This window comes from Salinibacterium hongtaonis (assembly GCF_003065485.1).
In the GTDB taxonomy this organism is placed as follows: domain Bacteria; phylum Actinomycetota; class Actinomycetes; order Actinomycetales; family Microbacteriaceae; genus Homoserinimonas; species Homoserinimonas hongtaonis.
This window is the reverse complement of sequence record NZ_CP026951.1, coordinates 2,769,886-2,790,535: the sequence shown is the minus strand read 5'-3', so window position 1 is coordinate 2,790,535 and position 20,650 is coordinate 2,769,886. Positions and strand designations below refer to the sequence as shown.

General features: G+C 64.2%; 25 protein-coding genes. 20 read left to right on the top strand and 5 right to left on the bottom strand.

Translation table 11 applies throughout. From position 1 onward, the window contains the following. Positions 1–31: 31 nt before the first annotated feature. Entirely contained in the window at positions 32–658 is a 627-nt protein-coding gene (locus tag C2138_RS13440; protein ID WP_108518590.1) for a hypothetical protein, read from the top strand. Next, positions 655–927 carry a hypothetical protein gene (locus C2138_RS13435; protein WP_108518588.1) on the top strand — a complete coding sequence of 91 codons (273 nt, stop codon included), beginning with the start codon at positions 655–657 and terminating at the stop codon, positions 925–927. The genes C2138_RS13440 and C2138_RS13435 overlap by 4 nt, the downstream gene beginning before the upstream one ends. 21 nt (positions 928–948) lie before the next feature. On the opposite strand, the gene purB is transcribed toward C2138_RS13435, so the two are convergent. Continuing rightward, positions 949–2,334, bottom strand: a complete 1,386-nt coding sequence (purB, locus tag C2138_RS13430; RefSeq protein WP_108518586.1) for an adenylosuccinate lyase — start codon at positions 2,332–2,334, stop codon at positions 949–951. After that, a complete protein-coding gene (locus C2138_RS13425; protein ID WP_108518584.1) occupies positions 2,331–2,852 on the bottom strand; it encodes a low molecular weight protein-tyrosine-phosphatase in 522 nt (173 codons plus the stop codon). The genes purB and C2138_RS13425 overlap by 4 nt, the downstream gene beginning before the upstream one ends. 149 nt (positions 2,853–3,001) lie before the next feature. On the opposite strand from C2138_RS13425, the gene C2138_RS13420 reads away from it, so the two are divergent. After that, positions 3,002–3,238: a hypothetical protein gene (locus C2138_RS13420; protein ID WP_146181303.1), complete on the top strand. Its 237-nt coding sequence runs from the start codon at positions 3,002–3,004 to the stop codon at positions 3,236–3,238. Further along, the gene (locus C2138_RS13415) at positions 3,231–4,634 is read left to right on the top strand and encodes a hypothetical protein (RefSeq protein ID WP_108518581.1); all 1,404 of its coding nucleotides are present in this window, start codon (positions 3,231–3,233) and stop codon (positions 4,632–4,634) included. Before C2138_RS13420 ends, C2138_RS13415 begins: the two co-directional genes overlap by 8 nt. Here C2138_RS13415 and C2138_RS13410 read toward each other — a convergent pair. Further along, on the bottom strand, positions 4,631–5,035 hold the full coding sequence (locus tag C2138_RS13410) for a phage holin family protein (protein ID WP_108518579.1): 405 nt from the start codon (positions 5,033–5,035) through the stop codon (positions 4,631–4,633). The two genes, C2138_RS13415 and C2138_RS13410, sit on opposite strands and share 4 nt — an antisense overlap. A gap of 48 nt (positions 5,036–5,083) precedes the next feature. Here C2138_RS13410 and C2138_RS13405 point away from each other — a divergent pair, with 48 nt between their 5' ends. The 12 genes from C2138_RS13405 to C2138_RS13350 all read left to right on the top strand — a co-directional run bounded on the left by C2138_RS13405 (position 5,084) and on the right by C2138_RS13350 (position 14,342). Beyond that, positions 5,084–6,187, top strand: a complete 1,104-nt coding sequence (locus C2138_RS13405; RefSeq protein WP_491044357.1) for a histidinol-phosphate transaminase — start codon at positions 5,084–5,086, stop codon at positions 6,185–6,187. 83 nt (positions 6,188–6,270) lie between these two features. Next, positions 6,271–7,368 (top strand): thiamine pyrophosphate-dependent dehydrogenase E1 component subunit alpha, encoded by a 1,098-nt coding sequence (locus C2138_RS13400; RefSeq protein ID WP_108518576.1) that lies wholly within the window; start codon positions 6,271–6,273, stop codon positions 7,366–7,368. After that, entirely contained in the window at positions 7,365–8,351 is a 987-nt protein-coding gene (locus tag C2138_RS13395) for an alpha-ketoacid dehydrogenase subunit beta (protein ID WP_108518575.1), read from the top strand. Before C2138_RS13400 ends, C2138_RS13395 begins: the two co-directional genes overlap by 4 nt. 49 nt (positions 8,352–8,400) lie before the next feature. Next, on the top strand, positions 8,401–9,774 hold the full coding sequence (locus C2138_RS13390) for a dihydrolipoamide acetyltransferase family protein (protein ID WP_108518573.1): 1,374 nt from the start codon (positions 8,401–8,403) through the stop codon (positions 9,772–9,774). Between the two features lie 113 nt (positions 9,775–9,887). After that, complete coding sequence (locus C2138_RS13385) at positions 9,888–10,874, top strand: metal ABC transporter solute-binding protein, Zn/Mn family (protein WP_241961130.1); 987 nt, start codon at positions 9,888–9,890, stop codon at positions 10,872–10,874. 34 nt (positions 10,875–10,908) lie between these two features. Continuing rightward, positions 10,909–11,760, top strand: coding sequence for a metal ABC transporter ATP-binding protein (locus C2138_RS13380; protein ID WP_233245582.1), 852 nt, complete (start codon positions 10,909–10,911; stop codon positions 11,758–11,760). Beyond that, entirely contained in the window at positions 11,760–12,659 is a 900-nt protein-coding gene (locus C2138_RS13375; RefSeq protein ID WP_108518570.1) for a metal ABC transporter permease, read from the top strand. Before C2138_RS13380 ends, C2138_RS13375 begins: the two co-directional genes overlap by 1 nt. After that, the gene (locus C2138_RS13370; protein ID WP_108518568.1) at positions 12,656–13,045 is read left to right on the top strand and encodes a Fur family transcriptional regulator; all 390 of its coding nucleotides are present in this window, start codon (positions 12,656–12,658) and stop codon (positions 13,043–13,045) included. Before C2138_RS13375 ends, C2138_RS13370 begins: the two co-directional genes overlap by 4 nt. A 173-nt stretch (positions 13,046–13,218) precedes the next feature. Then, positions 13,219–13,455 carry a 50S ribosomal protein L28 gene (gene rpmB, locus C2138_RS13365; protein WP_108518567.1) on the top strand — a complete coding sequence of 79 codons (237 nt, stop codon included), beginning with the start codon at positions 13,219–13,221 and terminating at the stop codon, positions 13,453–13,455. Then, positions 13,455–13,622 (top strand): 50S ribosomal protein L33, encoded by a 168-nt coding sequence (gene rpmG / locus C2138_RS13360; protein WP_108518565.1) that lies wholly within the window; start codon positions 13,455–13,457, stop codon positions 13,620–13,622. The genes rpmB and rpmG overlap by 1 nt, the downstream gene beginning before the upstream one ends. Positions 13,623–13,624: 2 nt before the next feature. After that, complete coding sequence (gene rpsN / locus C2138_RS13355; RefSeq protein ID WP_108518563.1) at positions 13,625–13,930, top strand: 30S ribosomal protein S14; 306 nt, start codon at positions 13,625–13,627, stop codon at positions 13,928–13,930. Positions 13,931–14,054: 124 nt separating this feature from the next. Continuing rightward, positions 14,055–14,342 (top strand): HU family DNA-binding protein, encoded by a 288-nt coding sequence (locus tag C2138_RS13350; RefSeq protein WP_108518561.1) that lies wholly within the window; start codon positions 14,055–14,057, stop codon positions 14,340–14,342. Positions 14,343–14,393: 51 nt separating this feature from the next. On the opposite strand, the gene C2138_RS13345 is transcribed toward C2138_RS13350, so the two are convergent. Then, on the bottom strand, positions 14,394–15,512 hold the full coding sequence (locus tag C2138_RS13345) for a YihY/virulence factor BrkB family protein (RefSeq protein WP_108518560.1): 1,119 nt from the start codon (positions 15,510–15,512) through the stop codon (positions 14,394–14,396). A gap of 215 nt (positions 15,513–15,727) precedes the next feature. Here C2138_RS13345 and C2138_RS13340 point away from each other — a divergent pair, with 215 nt between their 5' ends. The 4 genes from C2138_RS13340 (at position 15,728) to C2138_RS13325 (ending at position 19,433) form a co-directional block, all read left to right on the top strand. Continuing rightward, on the top strand, positions 15,728–16,396 hold the full coding sequence (locus C2138_RS13340) for a hypothetical protein (RefSeq protein ID WP_159078252.1): 669 nt from the start codon (positions 15,728–15,730) through the stop codon (positions 16,394–16,396). Next, on the top strand, positions 16,393–16,836 hold the full coding sequence (locus tag C2138_RS13335; protein WP_108518556.1) for a phage holin family protein: 444 nt from the start codon (positions 16,393–16,395) through the stop codon (positions 16,834–16,836). Before C2138_RS13340 ends, C2138_RS13335 begins: the two co-directional genes overlap by 4 nt. Further along, positions 16,833–17,411, top strand: coding sequence for a DUF3618 domain-containing protein (locus C2138_RS13330; RefSeq protein ID WP_108518554.1), 579 nt, complete (start codon positions 16,833–16,835; stop codon positions 17,409–17,411). Before C2138_RS13335 ends, C2138_RS13330 begins: the two co-directional genes overlap by 4 nt. A gap of 96 nt (positions 17,412–17,507) precedes the next feature. Continuing rightward, positions 17,508–19,433 carry a bifunctional copper resistance protein CopD/cytochrome c oxidase assembly protein gene (locus C2138_RS13325; RefSeq protein WP_108519166.1) on the top strand — a complete coding sequence of 642 codons (1,926 nt, stop codon included), beginning with the start codon at positions 17,508–17,510 and terminating at the stop codon, positions 19,431–19,433. A 31-nt stretch (positions 19,434–19,464) separates the two neighbouring features. On the opposite strand, the gene C2138_RS13320 is transcribed toward C2138_RS13325, so the two are convergent. Next, entirely contained in the window at positions 19,465–20,598 is a 1,134-nt protein-coding gene (locus C2138_RS13320; protein ID WP_108518552.1) for a hypothetical protein, read from the bottom strand. Positions 20,599–20,650 lie beyond the last annotated feature (52 nt).

The window sequence follows — 20,650 nt, the reverse complement described above, 5'->3', positions numbered from 1 at the left end:
CAGGGTTCGTCTACTTGCAGGAAGAGGCTCCGTGTCGTCACGCCAGGCTCCGGCCGCGTCGGTTCATTCCAGCGGCGACGCCGCTTACTGGCCCGTGCCCATCGTGCGCGCCATTCCGGCGCTCGCGGTTGGCCTTGCGATCACGTTTATCGCTGATCACTCGGCCTCGATCGGCCTCATCTATTTCGCAGTTTTCGCCATCGCATCCGGTCTGGTTATGGCCCTCTTCGGCGCCCGGCGCGTCCAGGATCGCACGACGCGGCGCATCATGACCGGTCAGGGCATCATCGGCATCGTGCTCGGCGCTGTCGCTCTCCTGCTTCTCGGCGTTGCCACAAGCGCAGCGGCGCTTCTCGCAATGCTCGCCGCCTATGCCGCCCTCACCGGCGCGCTCGAGCTGTATGCGGCCCAGCGCAATCGCGGCACGGCGGTCGCCCGCGACTGGCTCACCGTCGGCGCGGCCACGATGCTGCTGGCGATCGTGTTTGTGTTGATCCCGCCAGACTCGCTTCTGGCCGTCGGCCTTTTGGGTGCCTACTGCGTTCTGCTCGGCGTCTATCTGATCATCGCCGGGCTCTCGCTCAAATGGGCGGTCACTGCCGCTGACACAACGAATTCATCAGGGCAGCCCGAGCCCACAACAGGAGTTTCACCATGACCCAACCCACCCGCAAAGATGTGATGCGACCCTATGAGTACCTCGGCATCGCGGCGGCCATCGGGGTGTTCTGCGGCCTCATCATTCTCGCTACCACCCGCGACGTGCTCGTCACCATCATCGGTTTTGGCGTGATCTTCATCCTCGCGCTGCTGACTCTCGCGCTCCTGGCGATCGCAATGAAGCCCGGTGAGGCCGAGCAAGAAGAACTTGATGAGCGCTCTGGCGGCGTTCTGCGCAAGAACGACGGCTCAGCCGACGCTCACTAGCAGCGTGCCCCTGCCGCGCGGCTAGCTGAGCAGGCGATCTACGAGCTGCGACGCGAGACCCGTGTAGGTGGCCGGCGTCAGCTCGACAAGGCGGGCCTTGGCGTCGTCGCCGATGTCGAGACCGGTGACGAACGCGATGAGCTGCTGCTGATCGACCCGGTTGCCGCGCGTGAGCTCCTTGAGCAGGGCATACGGATCCGTGATGCTGCTGCGGCCAGCGGTGACCTCCGCGCGAACGACGGTCTGAATCGCCTCGGCCAGGACCTCCCAATTGACATTGAGATCCGCGGCCAGCTTTGCTTCATTGAGGTTGATCTCGGCGAGACCCCGCTGAATGTTGTCGATCGCGAGCAGGGAGTGACCGAATGCGACGCCAATGTTGCGCTGCGTTGTGGAGTCGGTGAGGTCGCGCTGCAGGCGCGAGGTCACGAGCGTCTGCGCGAGCGATTCGAGCAGCGCGCCCGCGATCTCAAGGTTGGCCTCGGCATTCTCGAACCGAATCGGGTTGATCTTGTGGGGCATTGTCGACGAGCCCGTCGCACCCTTGACGGGAACCTGCGTGAAGTAGCCCATCGAAATGTAGGTCCACACATCCGTGCACAGGTTGTGCAGGATGCGGCCGGCGTGGTCGATGGCCTGGTACAGCTCTGCCTGCCAGTCGTGCGACTCGATCTGGGTCGTCAGCGGGTTGAATGTCAGCCCCAGGCCCTCCACGAACTGCTGCGACAGGGCAGGCCAGTCCTGCCCGGGGTCTGCGGAGGCGTGCGCGGCAAAGGTGCCCGTCGCCCCACTGAACTTGCCCAGGTACTCCACGCGGTCGATACGGTCGAGCACGCGGCGAAGGCGGTGAACGAACACCGCAAGTTCCTTGCCCATCGTCGTGGGGGTTGCGGGCTGGCCGTGAGTGAGCGCAAGCATCGCGGCGTCGCGGTGGGCGACGGCGCGCTCGGCGAGCGTGTCGATGAGGGTCTGGATGCGGGGTCGCCACACCTCGGCGACGGCCGAGCGAATCGTGAGCGCATACGAGAGGTTGTTGATGTCCTCGCTCGTGCAGGCAAAGTGGGTGAGCTCGGCGATCGAGTCGAGGCCGAGGCGAGAAAGCTGCGCTCGCACGTAGTACTCGACGGCCTTGACGTCGTGGCGCGTGACGGCTTCCTCGCGGGCGAGGGCATCGATGGCATCCTGACCAAAGTCGGTCACTACGGCGCGCAGCGATGCCTTCTGGTCGTCGGTGAGCGGGCTAGATCCTGCGAAGCTTCGATCGGTGAGAAAGATGAGCCATTCAACCTCGACCTGCACGCGTGCCCGGTTGAGCCCTGCTTCGGAGAGGTACTCCCCTAGGTCGCTCACTGCGGCGCGGTAACGGCCGTCGAGAGGGCTAAGGGGCTGGATGGGAAGGGGGGTCATGAAACTCCTCGCCGGACGGCCGGCTCAATCTGGCGGAACAATGCCGCGCTTGCCTGGTGAATCATCCGCAGCACGCTGTCGAAGAGTGCTGCGTCGGAATAGTAGGGGTCGGGAACGTCGAGCTGCTGCTGTTCTGGATCGAAGCTGAGGAGAAGGTGCACCTTGCTGCGGTCTGCAGGATTCGAGGCCCACGCCTTGAGAATGCGCTCGTGACTACGGTCGAAGGCCACAACCAGGTCGAGACGATCAAACCAATCGGGCTCGAACTGGCGCGCCCTGTGCGAGGTGCCGTCGAAACCGTGCTGGGAGAGGGCCGAAATGGTGCGCTCATCGGAACGTTCGCCGACGTGCCAGTCGCCGGTTCCCGCCGACATGACCGAGATAACGCCGTCGTACCCCGCACGTGTGGCGATGTCGCGAAAGATCGATTCCGCCATCGGTGAGCGGCAAATATTGCCGGTGCACACGAAACAGATGCGAAAAAGAGCCGACTCGTCGGGGAGGCGGTCGAAGCTCATGTGTCTATTGTCGCGCAGTTCTTGCTCCGCCGGTGAGCCTGTCCTCCCCAGCGATACACGCGCTCCGCCTTCCCCCCTTCGGGCTGGGGCTGCCGTGGCCACGGAACGACGCGGGCAGGGTTGGGGCGGTGGCCGAGGAGAGGAACAGGATGCTCGACGCACTCAGGCTGCAGAGGCAGCTTCTCGCAGTGGAGATGTCGCGACTCGACGCGGCCATTAGGTACCTCCCTCCTGTGCCCCCGCGGGCGTGGTTGGGCCCGGCACAAACGCAGTACTGGCTTCGGATGATGCTGATCAGGAGCGAGGCCAGCAAGGCCCATGCCGAACTCGGCAGAGCCGTCGCGGCGACCATCCAGGCAGAGACGACGATGGCCGGTCGTGGCTGACCCGCTCACGGTCTCTGGTGGAGGCTCCGTTGCGGTGTCCACGGGGGAGATCGGAGAACACGCCACCGCGCTTCGCCGTTTCATCTCAGCAGCGGGCATGTGTCGTCAGCGCCTCGACTCCATCGACACGTTGATCAGAGAAAGCGCGATCGTTGAGCATGACGCACCGGTTTCTGCCGTGCGGGCCGAAGAGGCGATCCGAGATTCCGCGGAGGCGCTGTGGCGGGCGGAGCTGCTCGCACGGTCCATCAGCGTGAAGCTCGAGGCCGCGGCATTCGGCTACGGGGTTGCGGAGCGGTTTGCCGAGAACCTGGCGCAGTCGGCGGCAGCCACACTCGCCTACCGGCTGGGAACGCTATGGCCCGTCCTCGGCGTCGCGCTGATGCCCGGCGCTACCGTGATGCTGGGGAGCATCATGTTTATGCCTCGCGACGAGCGGGCAGCGCTTCTCGGCTGGTTCACGCACAGGTCGGGTGTTCTGTCCGACCCCCGGTTCGTCGATGCCGTGCGGCTCGCCGCCGAGAGTGCGGACGATGCGGGCATGGGGCTACTGCGGGTTCCCCCTCAACTGCATGCGCTCTTGGGGTCAGAGGGTCTCGGAATTCTCGGGGTCGGTACTTCGGCGGCGGTTGTGACGGGAGCCGCCCGAAGTGTGGGCGCTCTGCGAGAGACCCCGGTGCAGGTTGAGGCGCGAAAGACGATCACCACAAGCGTGCCGAAGTCGTTTGCAGATCACGCCTCCCGAGTGCCGACGGGCGAGGAACAGATTACGGTGGAGCGCTATGTCATCCCGGGCGAAGCCGACCGGTTCGTCGTCTACATCGGGGGAACGAGGGATGGCGGGCTTGAGTCGACGACGGAACCCTTCGACATGACGAGCAACCTCTCCGCAGTGGGGATGGGCGATTCCGGGTCGCTCAGATCCGTTGAGCTGGCGCTGGCCGACGCGGGCGTTACGGCGGAATCACCGATCACCTTCGTGGGGTACTCGCAGGGCGCCACGACGGCGACGGTTCACGCAGACTCCGGCAACTACAACACCGTGGGGCTCCTCACACTGGGCAGCCCGGCGATGGACCTCCAGCGATCGGACGCCGTGCACGTGGCGTTGGAGCACGACGAGGACGTAGTCACCGCCACGACCGGCTTTCACAAGAGCAACGACACCATTGTGGCGAGCCGCGCCGTCTTCGATGGTGGGGATGTGCCCCACGGCGTGCTGCCCGCCCACGACATCGGTCTCTATATCGAGACTGCAGCGCTCGTTGACGCGTCTCACGAGGCGCGACTGACGAAAGCGGAGGAGGTGTTCGCCGGGTTTTCGCGCGGGGCAACGCGCGTGGAGTCAACCGACTACCGGGCTACCCGCATCCACGCCGGGAGGACGAGTTCTTAGGGGCGCTTCTCGCCACCAAACATGGGCCACAAGACGATGGAGATGAGCCAACTGAACAGCGACAGCACGACGGCCCCCAGCACGCCCCACCAGAAGCCATCGACGATGAGACCGAAGCCGAAAAGGCCAGACACCCAGGCGGACAGCAGCAGCATGAGGCCATTGACGATGAGGGAGATGAGGCCGAGCGTGAGGATATAGAGCGGGAAGGCGACGATGCGGATAGCCGTGCCGACGAAACCGTTCACGACCCCGAAGATGAGTGCCACCAGCAAATAGGTGAGCACGGTGGCAAAGTTATCGCCCGGATCGTAGGAGACGACGCTGACGCCGGCCACGAGGAGGGTGGTGAGCCACAGGGCGAGCGCATTGATGACGAGTCGAATAAGAAAGCGGGCCATGGCACCACTATGCAGCAGACCCCGGCCTCGATCAATAAAGTGGGGAGAGTGAGCCCAGCAACCGAGCCCCCCGTGCGCATCCGTCCCGAGATTTTGCAGAGTGTCGCCTATCAGCAGGGCAAGCAGGCGCCAGCGGAGGCCTTCAAGCTGTCATCCAACGAGAATCCCTACCCCACGCATCCCGCCGTCATGGCTGCGATCGCCTCCGCCACGCCCAATCGGTACCCCGATGCCCTTGCCACTGAGCTTCGAGAGCTGCTCGCCGAACGCTACGGTGTCGCCGTGGACGAGGTGCACGTCGGCGCTGGTTCGGTGTCGATCCTTGCTCAGCTGATCTCCGCGGTCGCCGGCCCCGGTGATGAGGTCCTATTCTCCTGGCGCTCGTTCGAGGCCTACCCCGGTCTGGTCACGGTCGCCGGGGCCACGAGCGTAATGGTGCCCAATCGGGCGGATGCGGGCCACGACATCGACGCGATGATCGCGGCCGTGACTCCCCGCACGAGGGCGATAATCGTGTGCTCGCCCAACAACCCGACGGGCACCATCGTCACCCGCGCGGAGTTCGAACGGCTCATGGCCGCCGTCCCCTCCGACGTTCTCGTCATGCTCGACGAGGCCTACATCGAGTTCACGCGAGACGAGGATGCCGTGCGCGGCACGGACTACCTGGGCACGCACGCAAATCTGGTGGTGCTGCGCACCTTCTCCAAGGCCTACGGGCTTGCCGGGGTTCGCATCGGCTATGCCCTCGGCAATAGCGCGATTTTGGCGGCGGCCCGCACGGCCGCGATCCCGCTCTCGGTGACCGAGGCCGCTCAGCGGGGGGCCGTGGCGGCACTGCACTATGAGGCGGAGATCATGGAGCTGGTCGACACCATCGTCGAGCGGCGCGACAGCGTGTGGCACAGCATGCGGGAGCTCGGCCTCGAGGTTCCCCAGCCGCACGGAAACTTCGTCTGGTTCGCCGCTCCTGGGCGGGCTGCAGAGGTGGCAGAGGTGTTTTTGACCCACGGAATCGTGGCTCGTGCGCTCGGCAATGATGGTGTCCGGGTGACCGTCGGCGAAGCAGAATCTGTGGATAAACTCCTAAAGGCTTCGGCTGAGGTTGTGGGCATGCTACCGACGGCACCCCATATGACCGCGTTAGATTAGGAACTTGTCTGCGCCGCCCCGGCGCGCATCCCTCCCCCGATTCGCAAGAACAGCGAGGTCAGCACGTGGCTCAAGCCCCCACAATGGTGCAGTTACTCTCACCAGAGGGTGTGCTTTCTCGAGACGGCGTCGCCGAGGAATATCTCACCTACATCGATGCCCTCGATGACGATCAGTTGCGCCGGTTTCACCGGGACATGGTCATTGCACGCACGTTCGATATCGAGGCAGAGAACCTGCAGCGCCAGGGCAAGATGGCGCTCTGGCCACCGTGCCGTGGCCAGGAGGCCGCCCAGGTGGGTTCCGCCCACGCAGCCCGGCCGCAGGACCACATCTTTCCCTCCTATCGTGAGCACGCCGTCGGCTATGTTCGGGGCCTTGACCCCGTCAACATCGTCACGATGCTGCGCGGCAACACGCACGGCGGCTGGAACCCTGCCGAGACCGGAAACTTTCATCTCTACACGCTCGTCATCGGCTCGCACACGCTGCATTCGACCGGATACGCAATGGGCATCGCCCTCGACGGCGCGATGGGCACGGGCGACAGGGACACAGATCAGGCCGCGATCGTCTACTTCGGCGATGGGGCGACCTCGCAGGGCGATGTGAGCGAGGCGTTCGTGTTCGCGGCGAGCTATCAGGCACCCCAGGTCTTCTTCTTGCAGAACAACGGGTGGGCGATCTCCGCCCCTGTTTCGGTGCAGTCACGCACCCCGCTGGTTGAGCGCGCCGCCGGATTCGGGCTGCCCAGTGTGCAAATCGACGGCAACGATGTGCTCGCGAGCTACGCCGTCGCGGCACATGCTCTCGACGAGGCGCGCGCGGGGAACGGCCCGCAGTTCATCGAGGCCATGACCTATCGGATGGGCGCCCACACCACATCCGACGACCCCACCAAATACCGCGAAGACGCCGAGACGGAATCGTGGATCGCCCGGGACCCGATCGCTCGGTTCGAGACGTACCTGCGGGGCCGTGGCGAGACGGACGCGTTCTTTGCCAGTACGGCAGAAGAGGCTGCGGATGGCGCGGCCGATTTTCGCAATCGCACTCTTGCCCTGCAGAACCCCGGGATTGGCACCATGTTTGACCACGTCTATTCCGAACCACATCCCGTGATCGATGCGCAAAAACAGTGGCTCATCGACTACGAAAACTCCTTTGGCGGTGACGCATGAGCGACCCCATCCAGGAGATGCCCTTCGCGAGGGCGCTGAATGCTGGCCTGCGCAAGGCAATGGAAGACGACCCCAAGGTTCTGCTCATGGGCGAGGACATCGGCCCGCTCGGCGGAGTCTTTCGCATCACCGAGCACCTGCAGCGCGACTTTGGCCCCCGGCGGGTCATGGACACCCCGCTCGCGGAATCCGGCATCGTCGGAACCGCGATCGGCCTGGCGATGCGCGGTTACCGCCCCGTATGCGAGATCCAGTTCGACGGATTCATCTTTCCCGGGTTCGACCAGATCACGACCCAGCTGGCCAAGCTGACAAACCGCCACGAGGGGGCGATCAGCATGCCCGTCGTGATCCGCGTTCCCTACGGCGGGCACATCGGCGCGGTCGAACACCATCAGGAAAGCCCTGAGGCGTATTTCGCTCACACCCCCGGCCTTCGCCTGGTGAGCCCGAGCACGCCGCATGATGCCTACTGGATGATCCAGGAGGCCATCGCCTCCGATGACCCCGTGATGTTCTTCGAGCCCAAGAGTCGGTACTGGCACAAAGGGCCAGTGGACATGGCCGAGAATGCCGTGCCGCTGCACGCAAGTCGCATCGTGCGCACGGGCACCGATGTCACGGTCGTCGGCCACGGCGCCATGGTGAATGTGCTCATGCAGGCCGCCGAACTCGCTGCGGCTGAGGGCATCAGCATCGAAGTCATCGACCTCCGTTCGCTCTCCCCCATCGACTACGACCCGATTCTCGAATCGGTTCGGCGCACAGGCCGGCTTGTGGTTGCTTCCGAGGCACCCGGTTCGGTGAGCGTGTCGTCGGAGATTGCCGCGACGATTGCCGAGAAGGCGTTCTATTCGCTCGAATCCCCTGTGCTGAGGGTTACCGCTTTCGACACCCCGTTCCCTCCTGCAAAACTGGAGGCCATCTACCTGCCCGACGCCGACCGCGTTCTTGAGGCGGTCGACCGGGCGTTGGCGTACTAGCCGCTGGCCCCAACGACAGCTCAACCCTGGCACCGAGACAAGGATCATCGTGAGCAGCTCAGAATTTCTCCTCCCCGACGTGGGAGAGGGCCTCACCGAGGCCGAAATCGTGGCCTGGAAGGTCAAGGCGGGCGACACCGTCGAAATCAACCAGGTGCTGGTTGAGATCGAGACCGCCAAATCCATTGTGGAGCTGCCCTCCCCCTTTGCCGGCACCGTCGCCGCGGTTTTGGTCGAGGAGGGCCAGACGGTCGACGTTGGCACCGCCATCATCTCTGTGACGACCGACGGCGCTCCGGATGACGCGGCGCCAGCTTCGCTCGGCTCGGCCGCCCCCGGCCCAGGTGCGCAGATCATCGCCGACACCGCGGATTCGATCGCGCACGAGAGTGCCGCCGCCGAGGAGCAGCCTGGAGCCGTTCTTGTGGGCTATGGCATTAAGGGTTCCGTGCCCTCGCGCCGCCGTCAGCGCGAGGGCGCCGGCCCGGCGGCGAACGATGCGCCACCTGCCGCTGCGGCACAGACGGCAAGCCGTGCTCCTATGGTGCCGGCGGCATCCGCTGGCCCCGTCGTGGCCAAGCCGCCGATTCGCAAGCTTGCCAAGGATCTCGGTGTCGACCTGACTCTGGTGAACCCCACGGGTCTTGCGGGGGAGATTACGCGCGAGGACGTGGTGCGCGAAGCATCGCAGGCGAGTGTTTTCCGCAACATTCAGACGCCAGCGTGGGGCGAGGAGCGGGAGGAGTACATTCCCGTCAAGGGTGTGCGCAAGGCGATCGCGTCGAGCATGGCCAAGAGCGCTTTTTCTGCTCCGCACGTTGGCCTCTTCGTGGATGTTGATGCAACTCGCACGATGGAGTTCGTCAAGCGCCTCAAGGCGTCGCCCGACTTCGCGGGGGTCAAGGTGTCGCCCATGCTCATCATGGCTAAGGCCATGATCTGGGCGGTTCGCCGCAACCCCACCGTGAACTCGACGTGGACCGACGAGCAGATCATCGTGCACCACTACGTGAACTTCGGCTTTGCCGCTGCTACCCCGCGCGGACTTGTTGTGCCCAACATCAAGGATGCGCAGGAGCTGTCGCTGCGCGAGCTCGCCCAGGCGATCGAGAATATGACCAATGTGGCCCGCGATGGCAAGCTGCAGCCCGCGGACATGGCGAACGGCACGATCACCGTGACGAACATTGGCGTCTTTGGCATGGACACGGGCACCCCGATTTTGAACCCGGGTGAGGTGGCCATCGTCGCCCTGGGCACGATCAAGCAGAAGCCCTGGGTCGTGGACGGCGAGGTTCGACCGCGCTTTGTGACGACCCTCGGCGCGAGCTTTGATCACCGCGTTGTGGATGGGGATGTTGCGAGCCGCTTCTTGGCGGACGTTGCGAGTGTCATCGAGGAGCCTGCGCTTCTGCTCGATTGAGCGGGCCGCGCTCCCTATTGAGAACCATTTTGACAACGGTTATCAATAGCGTTTAGCCTGGGTACTCGGCCAAATCGCGCCGAAAAACCTGAGATAGACAAGGTAACCCCTCTGTGAAGGGCACCACCAACACCCGAACCACGCTCGTCGCCATCACCCTCATCGCGGCGGCGGGCCTCGCCCTCGCGGGCTGTGCTCCCGCGCAGACCGACGATGCAGACACGCTCACGATCGTGGCGTCGACCGATGTGTATGGCGACATCGCCGCGAGCATCGCGGGAGATCGCGCAACCGTCACGAGCATCATCACGGGCACAGCGCAAGACCCCCACAGCTACGAGGCCACAGCCCGCGACCAGCTCGCTCTCTCGCGCGCCGACCTCATCATCGAAAACGGCGGGGGTTTCGATCCGTTCATCGACACGCTTCTCGCCGGGCTCGACTCGAGCGCTCCCGTGCTCACGGCCACCGAGATCTCTGGGCTATTCGACGAGGACGATCACGGCGATGCCGACGATCACGGCGATACCGACAGTCACGGCGACACCGACGGCCATGAGGGCCACGATCACTCCGACGGCGTCAACGAGCACGTCTGGTACAGCTTCGAGGCAATGGACGCTCTTGCGGCGGAGATCGCGCACTCCTTAGAGGAGATTGACCCGGACGGTGCCGACGAATACGCCGCGAACTATGCCGAGTTCTCCGGGGAGATCGACGGCCTGCTCGAGCGTGCCCACGAGATCGGGGCTGCCCATGCGGGAGCTGCCGTTGCCGTCACCGAAGCCGCCCCCCTCCTGTTGTTCAACGAGATTGGGCTCGTCAACGAGACCCCCGCAGAGTTCAGCACCGCCGTTGAAAACGGCACGGATGTTGCGCCTGCCGTGCTGTTGCAGATGAGATCGCTGATCGAGTCGGGAGAGGTCGCTCTGTTGGCCTACAACGAGCAAACGTCGGGAGTGGAAACGGAGCAGTTGGTTTCGCTGGCGCGCGATTCCGACGTTGCCGTCGTAGCTATCGCCGAAACCATCCCCGATGGCCTGAACTACGTTTCGTGGATGGATGAGAACCTCGACAACATCGAGGCGGCACTTGGCTGAGTCACGCGGCGCGCTCGGCGGAGCGGCAAGCGGAGTGCCTGGTGACGCGCACCCAACTAATGTCGACAAGCGCACGGTGCTGAGCCTGCGCTCCGCGACGCTCGCCTACGGCGACAGAGTGCTGTGGAAGAACCTGAACCTGCAGGTCAAGGCCGGCGAATTCATCGCCGTTCTCGGACCCAATGGCACAGGAAAGACGAGCCTGCTGCGCGCCATCCTGGGGCAGCAACGACTCACCTCCGGCACGGTTGAACTGCTCGGAGAGCCCGTGCGGCATGGCAGCCGGTCAATCGGGTACATCCCGCAGCAGAAGCTGATTGAGCAGGGCACGCCCCTCCGCGCAAAGGACCTCGTCACGCTCGGGGTGACGGGGCACCGGTGGGGATTGCCGTTTACCCCCAAGGCAGTGCGCCAGCACGTCGATGAGGTCATCGCGAGCGTGGGGGCCACGGCCTTCGCCAATGTACCCATCGCCACGCTCTCTGGCGGGGAGCAGCAGCGCATTCGCGTTGGTCAGGCCATCGCATCAAATCCGGCCCTCTTGCTGTGTGATGAACCGCTGAGCTCGCTCGACCTCAACCACCAGCGGGTGGTGAGCGACCTTATCGACGACCGCCGCAAGGCCCTGGATGCCGCCGTGGTCTTTGTGACCCACGATGTGAACCCCATTCTCGACAAAGTCGACAGGGTGCTCTACCTCGCCGGCGGCCGGTTTCGCATCGGTACACCGGATGAGGTCCTGCGCTCGGAGGTGCTCTCGTATATGTATGGCACCCCGATCGAGGTAATCCGCACGCGAGGTCGGGTCGCCGTGCTCGGAGCGCCGGAGGGGTACGGCGTGCACAATCACCTCGAACACCACGTCGACGAGGGGAGGCGTCACTAATGGACTTTTGGTCGACGCTATTCAACTTCTCCGACTACGGAGAGCTGCTCTATCTGGTGCGCAACTCCCTGATCGCCGGTGCCGTGCTCGGCGTCGTCGGCGGCCTCATCGGGCCGTTCGTGATGAGCCGCGACCTCGCCTTCGCCGTGCACGGCATAAGCGAGCTTTCCTTCGCTGGCGCCGCCGCGGCGCTGCTCTTTGGCGTCAACGTCGTGGCGGGGTCCATCGGCGGATCTCTTGCCGCAGCGCTCATCATCGGCCTGCTCGGCAACCGAGCACGAGAGCGCAACTCCATCGTCGGCGTGCTGATGCCCTTCGGTCTCGGCCTCGGCATCCTGTTTCTTGCCCTCTACCCCGGCCGCACCGCCAACAAGTTCGGTCTTCTCACGGGCCAGATCGTCTCGGTTGACAACCCGCAGCTCGGGTTGCTCGTGGTCATCGCCGCGATCGTGATCGCGGGATTGGTCATCATGTGGCGGCCGCTCACCTTCGCCAGCGTCGACCCGGATGTTGCGCGCGCCCGCGCGGTGCCCGTCACGGCAATCTCGATCGCCTTCATGGTGCTGCTGGGTCTTGCAACGGCCATCAGCATCCAGATCGTCGGAGCCCTTCTTGTGCTGGCCCTGCTGGTGACGCCCGCCGCTGCTGCGATGCGGGTGACGTCCTCTCCCCTGCTCACGCCGGTGCTGAGCGTGATTTTCGCGATGGTCTCGGTGGTGGGCGGCATCATGCTGTCGCTCGGGGGAGCGCTGCCGATTAGCCCCTTTGTCACCACGATCTCGTTCGCCATCTATGTCGCCTGTCGCATCATCGGCCGGTACCGCGACAGCCGTGGATTGGGCGCGCGGGGGGCACGCAAGCCTTCTGCGCCAACGGCCCCTGTTACGGCGGTGTCATGACCAAGCGAAATACCTGGCAGAGGGAGGCCGTGAGAGTCGCTCTGGCCAACAACGACGGTTTCGTGAGTGCCCAGAACCTGCACGGCGCGTTGCTCGAATCGGGTACGGCGCTGGGGCTCGCGACGGTCTATCGCTCCCTCGCGAGTCTCGTGGCCGATGGTTCGGCCGACGTTCTGCAGCGGGATGGCGAGAGTCTCTACCGCGCGTGCACTCTGGGCAAGCACCATCATCACCTCATCTGCCGCAGTTGCGGCATGACGGTAGAAATCCAGGCGGATGCCGTGGAGCGGTGGGCGCAAACCGTCGCAGCAGAGCACGGCTTCACCCGCCCGGAGCACGTCGTCGACGTGTTCGGCCTGTGTGCGGAGTGCAGCGCCGCGGGCTAACGTGGCCCCAAGTTGCCGTGATCGCGGCGATCACGTAGTGTTGAACGTTGCGTGGCGGTATCTCCGCTCGCTTGTACACAATCCCTTCTCCAGAAATGCAGAGGGGTCACGTGTGCCGACAAGAGATCTTGGGTAAGGCAGACCGCCTTACGGTATTGAGAAAGAGGACACCCATGGCAGCAACCTGCCAGGTGACCGGAGCCATTCCCGGCTTTGGGCACAACATTTCACACTCGCACCGTCGTACGAAGCGCCGCTTCGACCCGAACGTGCAGAAGAAGACGTATTACGTTCCCTCGCTTCGCCGCAAGGTGACCTTGACGCTCAGCGCCAAGGGCATCAAGGTGATTGACGCTCGGGGCATCGAGTCGGTCGTTAAGGACCTGCTCGCACGTGGGGAGAAGATCTAATGGCTAAGCAGCAGGACGTTCGTCCGATCATCAAGCTCCGCTCCACCGCCGGCACTGGGTACACGTATGTGACCCGCAAGAACCGCCGCAACAACCCCGACCGTCTTGTGCTGAAGAAGTATGACCCCGTCATCCGCCAGCACGTCGAATTCCGCGAGGAGCGCTAACCATGGCGAAGAAGAGCATGATTGCCAAGAACGAGCAGCGCAAGGTTATCGTCGCGCGCTACGCCGAGAAGCGCGCTGCGCTCAAGAAGGCACTCGTTGACCCCAACTCGACCGACGAGCAGCGCGAAGAGGCCCGCCTGGGCCTCCAGAAGCTGCCCCGCAACGCTTCGCCGGTGCGCGTTCGTGGCCGTGACGCGATCGACGGACGCCCCCGCGGCTTCCTCAGCGAGTTCGGAATCTCCCGTGTTCGCTTCCGCGACATGGCACACCGGGGCGAATTGCCCGGAATTACCAAGTCAAGCTGGTAAGTTCGGGCAGGAAAACAAGGCCATCCGGTCTGACGTTCCATGCCAACTAATCGAGATACAACGACTGTTCTCATGAGCAGCCATGTTTGTACTGCAGAGCACAACGTCCTGAGGAGGACTCTAAATGGCTGACAAGTCACTCAACCGCACCGAGCTCGTCGCTGCTGTCGCAGCTGCCTCCGGCCAGAGCCAGGCCGCCGTCAACTCGACGCTCGACGCCCTCTTCTCCACTGTTGCCGAAGAGGTCGGCAAGGGCACGAAGATCACCATCCCCGGATGGCTTTCCTTCGAGCGCACCCACCGTGCCGCCCGTGCGGGCCGCAACCCCTCCACCGGTGAGGCGATTCAGATCGCTGCCGGCTACGGCGTTAAGGTCAGCGCTGGCAGCAAGCTCAAGGCTGCAGCCAAGTAGCATCTGCTTCTCAATCAAAGGCGTCCACCGAAAGGTGGGCGCCTTTGGTGCTTAACGGGGCTCGCGTGAGCCCTCGGCTGAGCCATCGAGTGCCGTGCGCTCTCGCAGCTCACGACCCTGATCGATCAGTGCCTGATCCTTCTTCTCGTTCTTCTCGATCTGCCGGGTGTCCCTCGGCGGCAATTGGATGGCCTCCTCGGCCTCAATGCCGCCCTGCAGCTCGCGCCCTCGTTCAAGTTCAGCGTCGAACTCGGCCCCGAACAGCAGCGCCAGATTCACGATCCAGAGCCAGAGGAGAAGCACGATGACCCCGCCGATGCTGCCGTACGTGGCGTTGTAGTTGGCGAAGTTTGACACGTAGAAGAAGAAGCCGAGCGAGGCGAGCGCCAGCACGATGAGACCGACGAGTGCCCCGGGGCTGATCCACCGAACCTTTGGTTGCTTCACGTTGGGGGTCGAGTGATAGAGCACGGCGACAAGCAGCACCGCGAACGCCACGACGACGGGCCACTTGACGATGTTCCACACCGTGACCACCGCAGCGCTCAGCCCTAGGGCCTCCCCGATCGCGTCGGCGACGGGACCGGAGAGCAGCAGCAACACCACGATGATGATGGCGATGACGAGCAAGACAACGGTCACGATGACCATCACCGGGCGCAGCTTCCAGATCGGCCGACCCTCCTCAACCTCGTAAACGTTGTTCATGGCCACAGAGAAGGCCGTCACGTATCCGGAGGCCGACCAGAGGGCGCCGCCGAGACCGACGACAAAGGCGAAGCCAGCCGCTGGCGCTTCGGCCAATTGGGTCAGTGGACCTCTGAGGGTGTCGACGACAGACTCGTCTGCGACTGTCGCTAGTGACGCCAGCAGGGCCTCCACCGTCTGCTCCCCCTGCCCAAACAGTCCGAGCGTCGACACGAGAGCGAGCAGGGCGGGAAACAGGGACAGGAGGGCGTAGTAGGTGAGGCCGGCCGCCAAATTTGTGCAGTGATCCTGCGAGAACTCCCGCAGAGTTCGCTTGAACACGTAGCCCCATGCAGGCCGAGCGACGTCGGTGGGGCCGTCCGGCTTGCGCGAATCGTCGGGTGGTGGGGCGTCTTTTTTGCGCCGAGTGGGTGATGCCGCTGGCGCGTTATTCGATGCCGCCGATTGTGGAGTCTTGGCCATGGGATGCCTCCTTTGGTCGCCTCGCTCAACATCGTTACTTGTGCACCCAGCCTCGACCCGTCCTGGATTCGCCCGGTATGTGCGCATGCTGCGCCACCATGACTGTGATTTCAAGGGTTTGCGCCTCGAATGAGGAGAAGCGGAGCATTGATCGGGACCGAAGTCGGAATGTGTGCAATCTCAACGAGTGCAAGCTCACTTAAGGACGGTACATCGTGGAAACGAATATTGGAGCGGCGACGGCAGGGACTGCAGGAGGGGTGGGGCAGCCCCAGCAGGGCTCAGCCGCAGATGCGGCAAAGAAAGAAGCCGCTGGTGTTGCCGCGCACGCAGGAGAAGCGGGTGGCAAGGTCGCAGGGACCGCCAAGGATGAGGCCGCGAATGTGGCTAAGGAAGTCGGAACCCAGGCGAAGAACCTGTTGAGCGAGGCGCGATCACAGGCGGTGAGTCAGGCATCGGAGCAGCAGGCCAGGGTCGCTTCGGGCCTCAGATCCATCAGCGATGAGTTCTCAGCAATGGCCGACGACCGCCAAGACTCCGGAGTCGCGGGGCAGCTCGTGGGCCAGGCGGGGAGTAGGGCCGCGCGCGTCGCGGACTGGCTAGAAGCGCGCGAGCCGGGTGACCTGATTAATGAGGTCAAGGAGTACGCGCGCCGCAAGCCCGGTGTCTTCATTGCCGTGGCGGCGATTGCAGGCGTGGCGGCTGGCCGCCTAACCAAGGCAGTGATGTCGGCGGATTCTGACTCTGATCGCAGTAGCGCACCGAAACCACCGCCCCCTGCTACCACTCGACCCGGTGCGGACTCCGTTGGCTCAGCTGGCATGCCGGGAACGGTGCCCGGCGCCTCGGCGGCGGCACCGAGGAGTACGGGGACGACGCCATGACCAACGCAGATCCTGGGTGGAAAGCAGAAGAGGGGCCGCGATCTACGCCAGAGGATCCACCGAAACAATCGCTCGGCGACCTCATCACCGAGGTCACCCGCGACTTCTCGACACTGATGCGCCAGGAGCTCGACCTAGCCAAAGCGGAGTTCCGCGAGAGCGCCAAGCGCGGAGGAAAGGGTGCTGGCATGCTCGGCGGTGCCGGTGTCGCCGGCAACCTCGCGCTGTTTTTTCTCTCGATCGCGCTGTGGTGGGCACTCGGCGAGCTGATCGGCAACGGCTGGTCTGCCCTGATCGTGGCCGTGCTGTGGGGAATCATAGCCGCCGCCCTCGCTGCCGCCGGGCGCAAAGCGATCAAGTCGGTGCGCGGTATGCCGCAGACGGTTCAAACAATGAAGAACATTCCAGAAACACTGAAACCGAACGAGGATAACTCATGACTACCAATGACCCGGACGCCATTCGCGACGACATTGAACGCACCAGGAGCGAACTGGGCAGCGACGTCGATGCATTGGCCGATAAAGTGACGCCGTCAAAGATCGTCGGTCGCCAGACCGACAAGGTAAAAGCAGCCGTCGGCGGTGTTCGCGAACGTGTCTTCGGAGTCGCGCGGGATGCTCGCCATAGCGCGAGCGATCTCGGCGATGGGGCATCGCAACTGCCGCAGAAAGCGCAGAAGCTGGCCGAGGGCAACCCCCTCGCTGTTGGCCTCATCGCGTTCGGCGTCGGCTGGCTCGCCTCCTCGCTCATCCCCGCGAGCGACAAGGAATCCGAGTGGGGAGGGATGATCAAGGAGAAGGCGGAGCCCCTCGTCGGCGAGGCGAAAGATGCCGCCAAAGCCGTCGCCGAGGACATGAAGGAGCCGGCGAAACAGGCTGCGGATTCCCTCAAAGAGACCGCTAGCGAGGCGATGGGTCACGTCAAGGACGAAGCGACCGGAGCCGCATCGGAGGTCAGAGACCACGGCACGTCTGCAGCTCAGCACGTGAAGGAGCAGGGAACCCAGCCCTAGGGCATTTTCCCTTGCGCGCTCACCTAGGCTTGATAGGTGATCAGGCTTGTACGCGTCGTCGGCCCAGCCGTCCTCATTGCCGTTGCCTTTGCGGCCATGTTTATGGCCCTTGCCTTCGGCGGTGGGGCGGATGCTCCGCCGATCAGTGACCCGGGCGAGGCAGTCCGTTACGGACTGCCCGCGGCGAAGCTCATCGTCAATCTGGGGGCATCCGTTGCCATCGGGGCGTTGGTTCTTGCGTGTTTTGCTCTCACGCGCGATGAGCCCGCATGGAACACCACGATCGACATCGCGTCGGCGGGCGCGGCAGTGTGGGCCGTTGCTTCGGCCGCGACGGGCTTTCTGACCTTTCTCAACGTCTATCAGCAGCCCATCTCAACCGACCCTGCGTTCGGACGGGTGCTGAGCCAGTTCATCACGGGCACTGAGCTGGGCATGGCCTGGCTTATTACTGTGCTTATCGCCGCCGCCGTCACCGCCCTGTGCTTCGCCGTGCGGCATCCAACCGCAGTGGCGTTCGTCACGGTCTTGGCGGTTGCCGGACTCGTGCCGATGGCCACACAGGGCCATGCCGCAGGGACGGCAGGGCACGCGGCCGCCGTCAACGCACTCGGGCTTCACCTCGTGTTCGCAGCCGTGTGGCTTGGCGGTCTTGTCACGATGACCCTCCTGCAGCGCCGCCTCGACGACAAGCGCCTTGTCACGGTGTTGTCGCGCTATTCGACAATCGCGTTGCTGTGCTTTGTGCTCGTGGCAATCTCGGGCTATGTCAGCGCCGCGCTTCGCGTCGGGGAGTTGGATGCCCTCTTCACCCCCTACGGCGTGCTGGTGATCGTGAAGGTGCTCGCGCTGCTGGCGCTCGGTCTTATCGGAATGGTGCATCGACGCTGGATCATCGCGCGGCTCGCCTCCGGAGCATCCAGGGGCCTGTTCTGGTGGCTTGTGGTGGCAGAGCTGGGCTTTATGGGAATCGCCTCGGGGGTCGCCGCTGCGCTGGCGCGCACGGCCACACCGGTCGCAGAGGAGATCGTGGTCTTCACGCCGGCAACGATGCTCACGGGTGAGCCGTTGCCGAGCCCTCTCACGGCGATGAGCTTTCTTACGGAGTGGAAGTTCGACGTGCTGTGGACCATGGTGTGCGTGATGCTCGCCTTCTTCTACCTTGCCGGGGTGTGGCGTCTTCGGCGCAGAGGAGACAAGTGGCCAGTGCTGCGTACGGTCAGCTGGCTCGCGGGGCTCGCGCTGCTCTTCTACGTGACCAACGGCGCACCGAACGTGTACGAGAAGTACCTGTTCAGCGTGCACATGCTCGGCCACATGGTGCTCACGATGATGATTCCGGTGCTGCTGGTGCCCGGCGCCCCCATCACGCTGGCAATGCGAGCCATTCGCAAGCGCACCGACGGCAGTCGCGGCGTGCGCGAGTGGTTGCTGTGGGCGGTGCAGTCGCGGTATGCCGCCTTCTTGACCAACCCGATCGTGGCCGCGGTGCTCTTTGCCGGTTCGCTCTGGCTCTTCTACTACTCTCCCCTGTTCCGCTGGGCCACGACCGAACACCTCGGGCACCAGTGGATGATCGTGCACTTCTTGCTCACGGGATACCTCTTCGTCATGGTGCTCATTGGGGTCGACCCCATGCCACACAGGGCGCCGTACCCAATGCGGCTACTGCTGCTGCTGGCAACGATGGCCTTCCACGCCTTCTTCGGGCTCGGCATCATGATGGGTACCGGCCTGCTTCTCGCCGACTGGTATGGCGCTATGGGCTGGGGAACGGATGCCCTGGTCGATCAACAGACCGGCGGCGGAATCGCCTGGAGCGTCGGGGAGATCCCCACGATCATCTTGGCCATCACGGTGGCAATCTCGTGGTCGCGTAACGACGACAAGGTCACCCGCAGACTCGACCGCAAGGCCGATCGCGACGGCGACGCTGACCTCAACGCCTACAACGACATGCTTGCCCAGCGCGCAGCGCGTGACGAAGCCGAGGATGCGACGCACGACCCAGCTCGTCGGTAGCTCTGCGACCCGCTTCTCGCTCGGTGCAGCGTTAGCTGGGTTCCATGGGGGTGAGGATGAGGCCTCCGTCGCTCGTGAACGTTGCGAGGTATGACACGCTGAAGCTCACGTCTTCTTTGAGCCGAGTGACCGTGCCGTCGAACAGTGAGCGCACGTCGACCGAGAGACGGGCCAGCCCGAGAGCGGGTTCGATGAGCCAGGTGCCGAGCTGCTCGCCGGCGACGATCGACACGACGGGGTAGTCGACGATCGCCCACTGAGGCAGGCCGTCAATGCGATCAGAAATCGATTTGCCGAATGGGCATCCGGTGGGCAGCAGCACCTTCTGCGCAGCACAGCCATCGAGCTGGGCCTCGAGCTCCCGCTGCACGGAGCCGATGAACTCGGCGCTCGCATGCACCTCGAGCGTGAACTGCTCGGATTCGCCCGGGCGCAGAATGAGCGCGGTCTGAGGCTCGGCGACCAGATAGGTGGAGTTGTGGCTGATCGACAGTGCCGAGGGAACGAGAACCGCAAAGGACGTTGGCTGGCCAGGACCATTCACGGCGACGGCCGAGATGCCGTTCGACTCGAACTCCACGGTGTTGAGCGGGGTGATTTCTAGGGTTGTGAGCGGCGATTGGGCGAACGACCAGGCGGAGAAGAAGGCCAGATGGATGCCCGTGCGCTCGACGATAAAGGTCGAGGTCTGCGGTGTGCCGTCGAGTTCATAAGAGTAGGAGAGGGCATGGGTGCCATCGTCTCGAGCGTCGTCGTCGACCAACTTGATGTTCTCAAGGGAGGCGAGGGCCTCGCGAACCAGGAGGGCAGTGCTCGGCACACTCGTGGGGGTAGCGGCCTCGGGTTGCCCCGCCCCCGCCTCCGCTGGGCCCGGACTCGGAGCGGTTCCCTGAGCTTCGGTGTCGGCGCGTACTTCGTCGGCACGCACTTCGTCGGTGGAGTCGCCGCTCGCCCTGACACCGGGCATGGCCAGCGCCGCTTGAAGATCGTGGCGGGCGACGGCATTGAGGTAGCTCGAGACGAATCCAGAGGCGCTGAACACCGTGGTGTTGAGCGCGACCACAACGGCGATGAAGGCAACGAGGAGAATGCCGAAGAGCACGGATGCCCGGATGAGAATTCGGCGGCGCGGGTCAGCAGATTCCTCCCCAGATTGCACCGTCATGAGGCCATCCTAGACGGAGGCTCTCGGCTACTCCTGGGGTGAGGGGGCGGTA

Excerpts from the sequence above, each read along its gene's own strand:
- C2138_RS13370 (WP_108518568.1), top strand. The coding sequence starts at position 12,656 with ATGACCAAGCGAAATACCTGGCAGAGGGAGGCCGTGAGAGTCGCTCTG.
- purB (WP_108518586.1), bottom strand. The coding sequence starts at position 2,334 with ATGACCCCCCTTCCCATCCAGCCCCTTAGCCCTCTCGACGGCCGTTAC.
- C2138_RS13400 (WP_108518576.1), top strand. The coding sequence starts at position 6,271 with ATGGTGCAGTTACTCTCACCAGAGGGTGTGCTTTCTCGAGACGGCGTC.
- C2138_RS13420 (WP_146181303.1), top strand. The coding sequence starts at position 3,002 with ATGCTCGACGCACTCAGGCTGCAGAGGCAGCTTCTCGCAGTGGAGATG.
- rpsN (WP_108518563.1), top strand. The coding sequence starts at position 13,625 with ATGGCGAAGAAGAGCATGATTGCCAAGAACGAGCAGCGCAAGGTTATC.
- C2138_RS13325 (WP_108519166.1), top strand. The coding sequence starts at position 17,508 with ATGTTTATGGCCCTTGCCTTCGGCGGTGGGGCGGATGCTCCGCCGATC.
- C2138_RS13435 (WP_108518588.1), top strand. The coding sequence starts at position 655 with ATGACCCAACCCACCCGCAAAGATGTGATGCGACCCTATGAGTACCTC.
- C2138_RS13335 (WP_108518556.1), top strand. The coding sequence starts at position 16,393 with ATGACCAACGCAGATCCTGGGTGGAAAGCAGAAGAGGGGCCGCGATCT.
- C2138_RS13350 (WP_108518561.1), top strand. The coding sequence starts at position 14,055 with ATGGCTGACAAGTCACTCAACCGCACCGAGCTCGTCGCTGCTGTCGCA.
- rpmB (WP_108518567.1), top strand. The coding sequence starts at position 13,219 with ATGGCAGCAACCTGCCAGGTGACCGGAGCCATTCCCGGCTTTGGGCAC.
- C2138_RS13345 (WP_108518560.1), bottom strand. The coding sequence starts at position 15,512 with ATGGCCAAGACTCCACAATCGGCGGCATCGAATAACGCGCCAGCGGCA.
- C2138_RS13410 (WP_108518579.1), bottom strand. The coding sequence starts at position 5,035 with ATGGCCCGCTTTCTTATTCGACTCGTCATCAATGCGCTCGCCCTGTGG.
- C2138_RS13375 (WP_108518570.1), top strand. The coding sequence starts at position 11,760 with ATGGACTTTTGGTCGACGCTATTCAACTTCTCCGACTACGGAGAGCTG.
- rpmG (WP_108518565.1), top strand. The coding sequence starts at position 13,455 with ATGGCTAAGCAGCAGGACGTTCGTCCGATCATCAAGCTCCGCTCCACC.
- C2138_RS13425 (WP_108518584.1), bottom strand. The coding sequence starts at position 2,852 with ATGAGCTTCGACCGCCTCCCCGACGAGTCGGCTCTTTTTCGCATCTGT.
- C2138_RS13320 (WP_108518552.1), bottom strand. The coding sequence starts at position 20,598 with ATGACGGTGCAATCTGGGGAGGAATCTGCTGACCCGCGCCGCCGAATT.
- C2138_RS13330 (WP_108518554.1), top strand. The coding sequence starts at position 16,833 with ATGACTACCAATGACCCGGACGCCATTCGCGACGACATTGAACGCACC.
- C2138_RS13395 (WP_108518575.1), top strand. The coding sequence starts at position 7,365 with ATGAGCGACCCCATCCAGGAGATGCCCTTCGCGAGGGCGCTGAATGCT.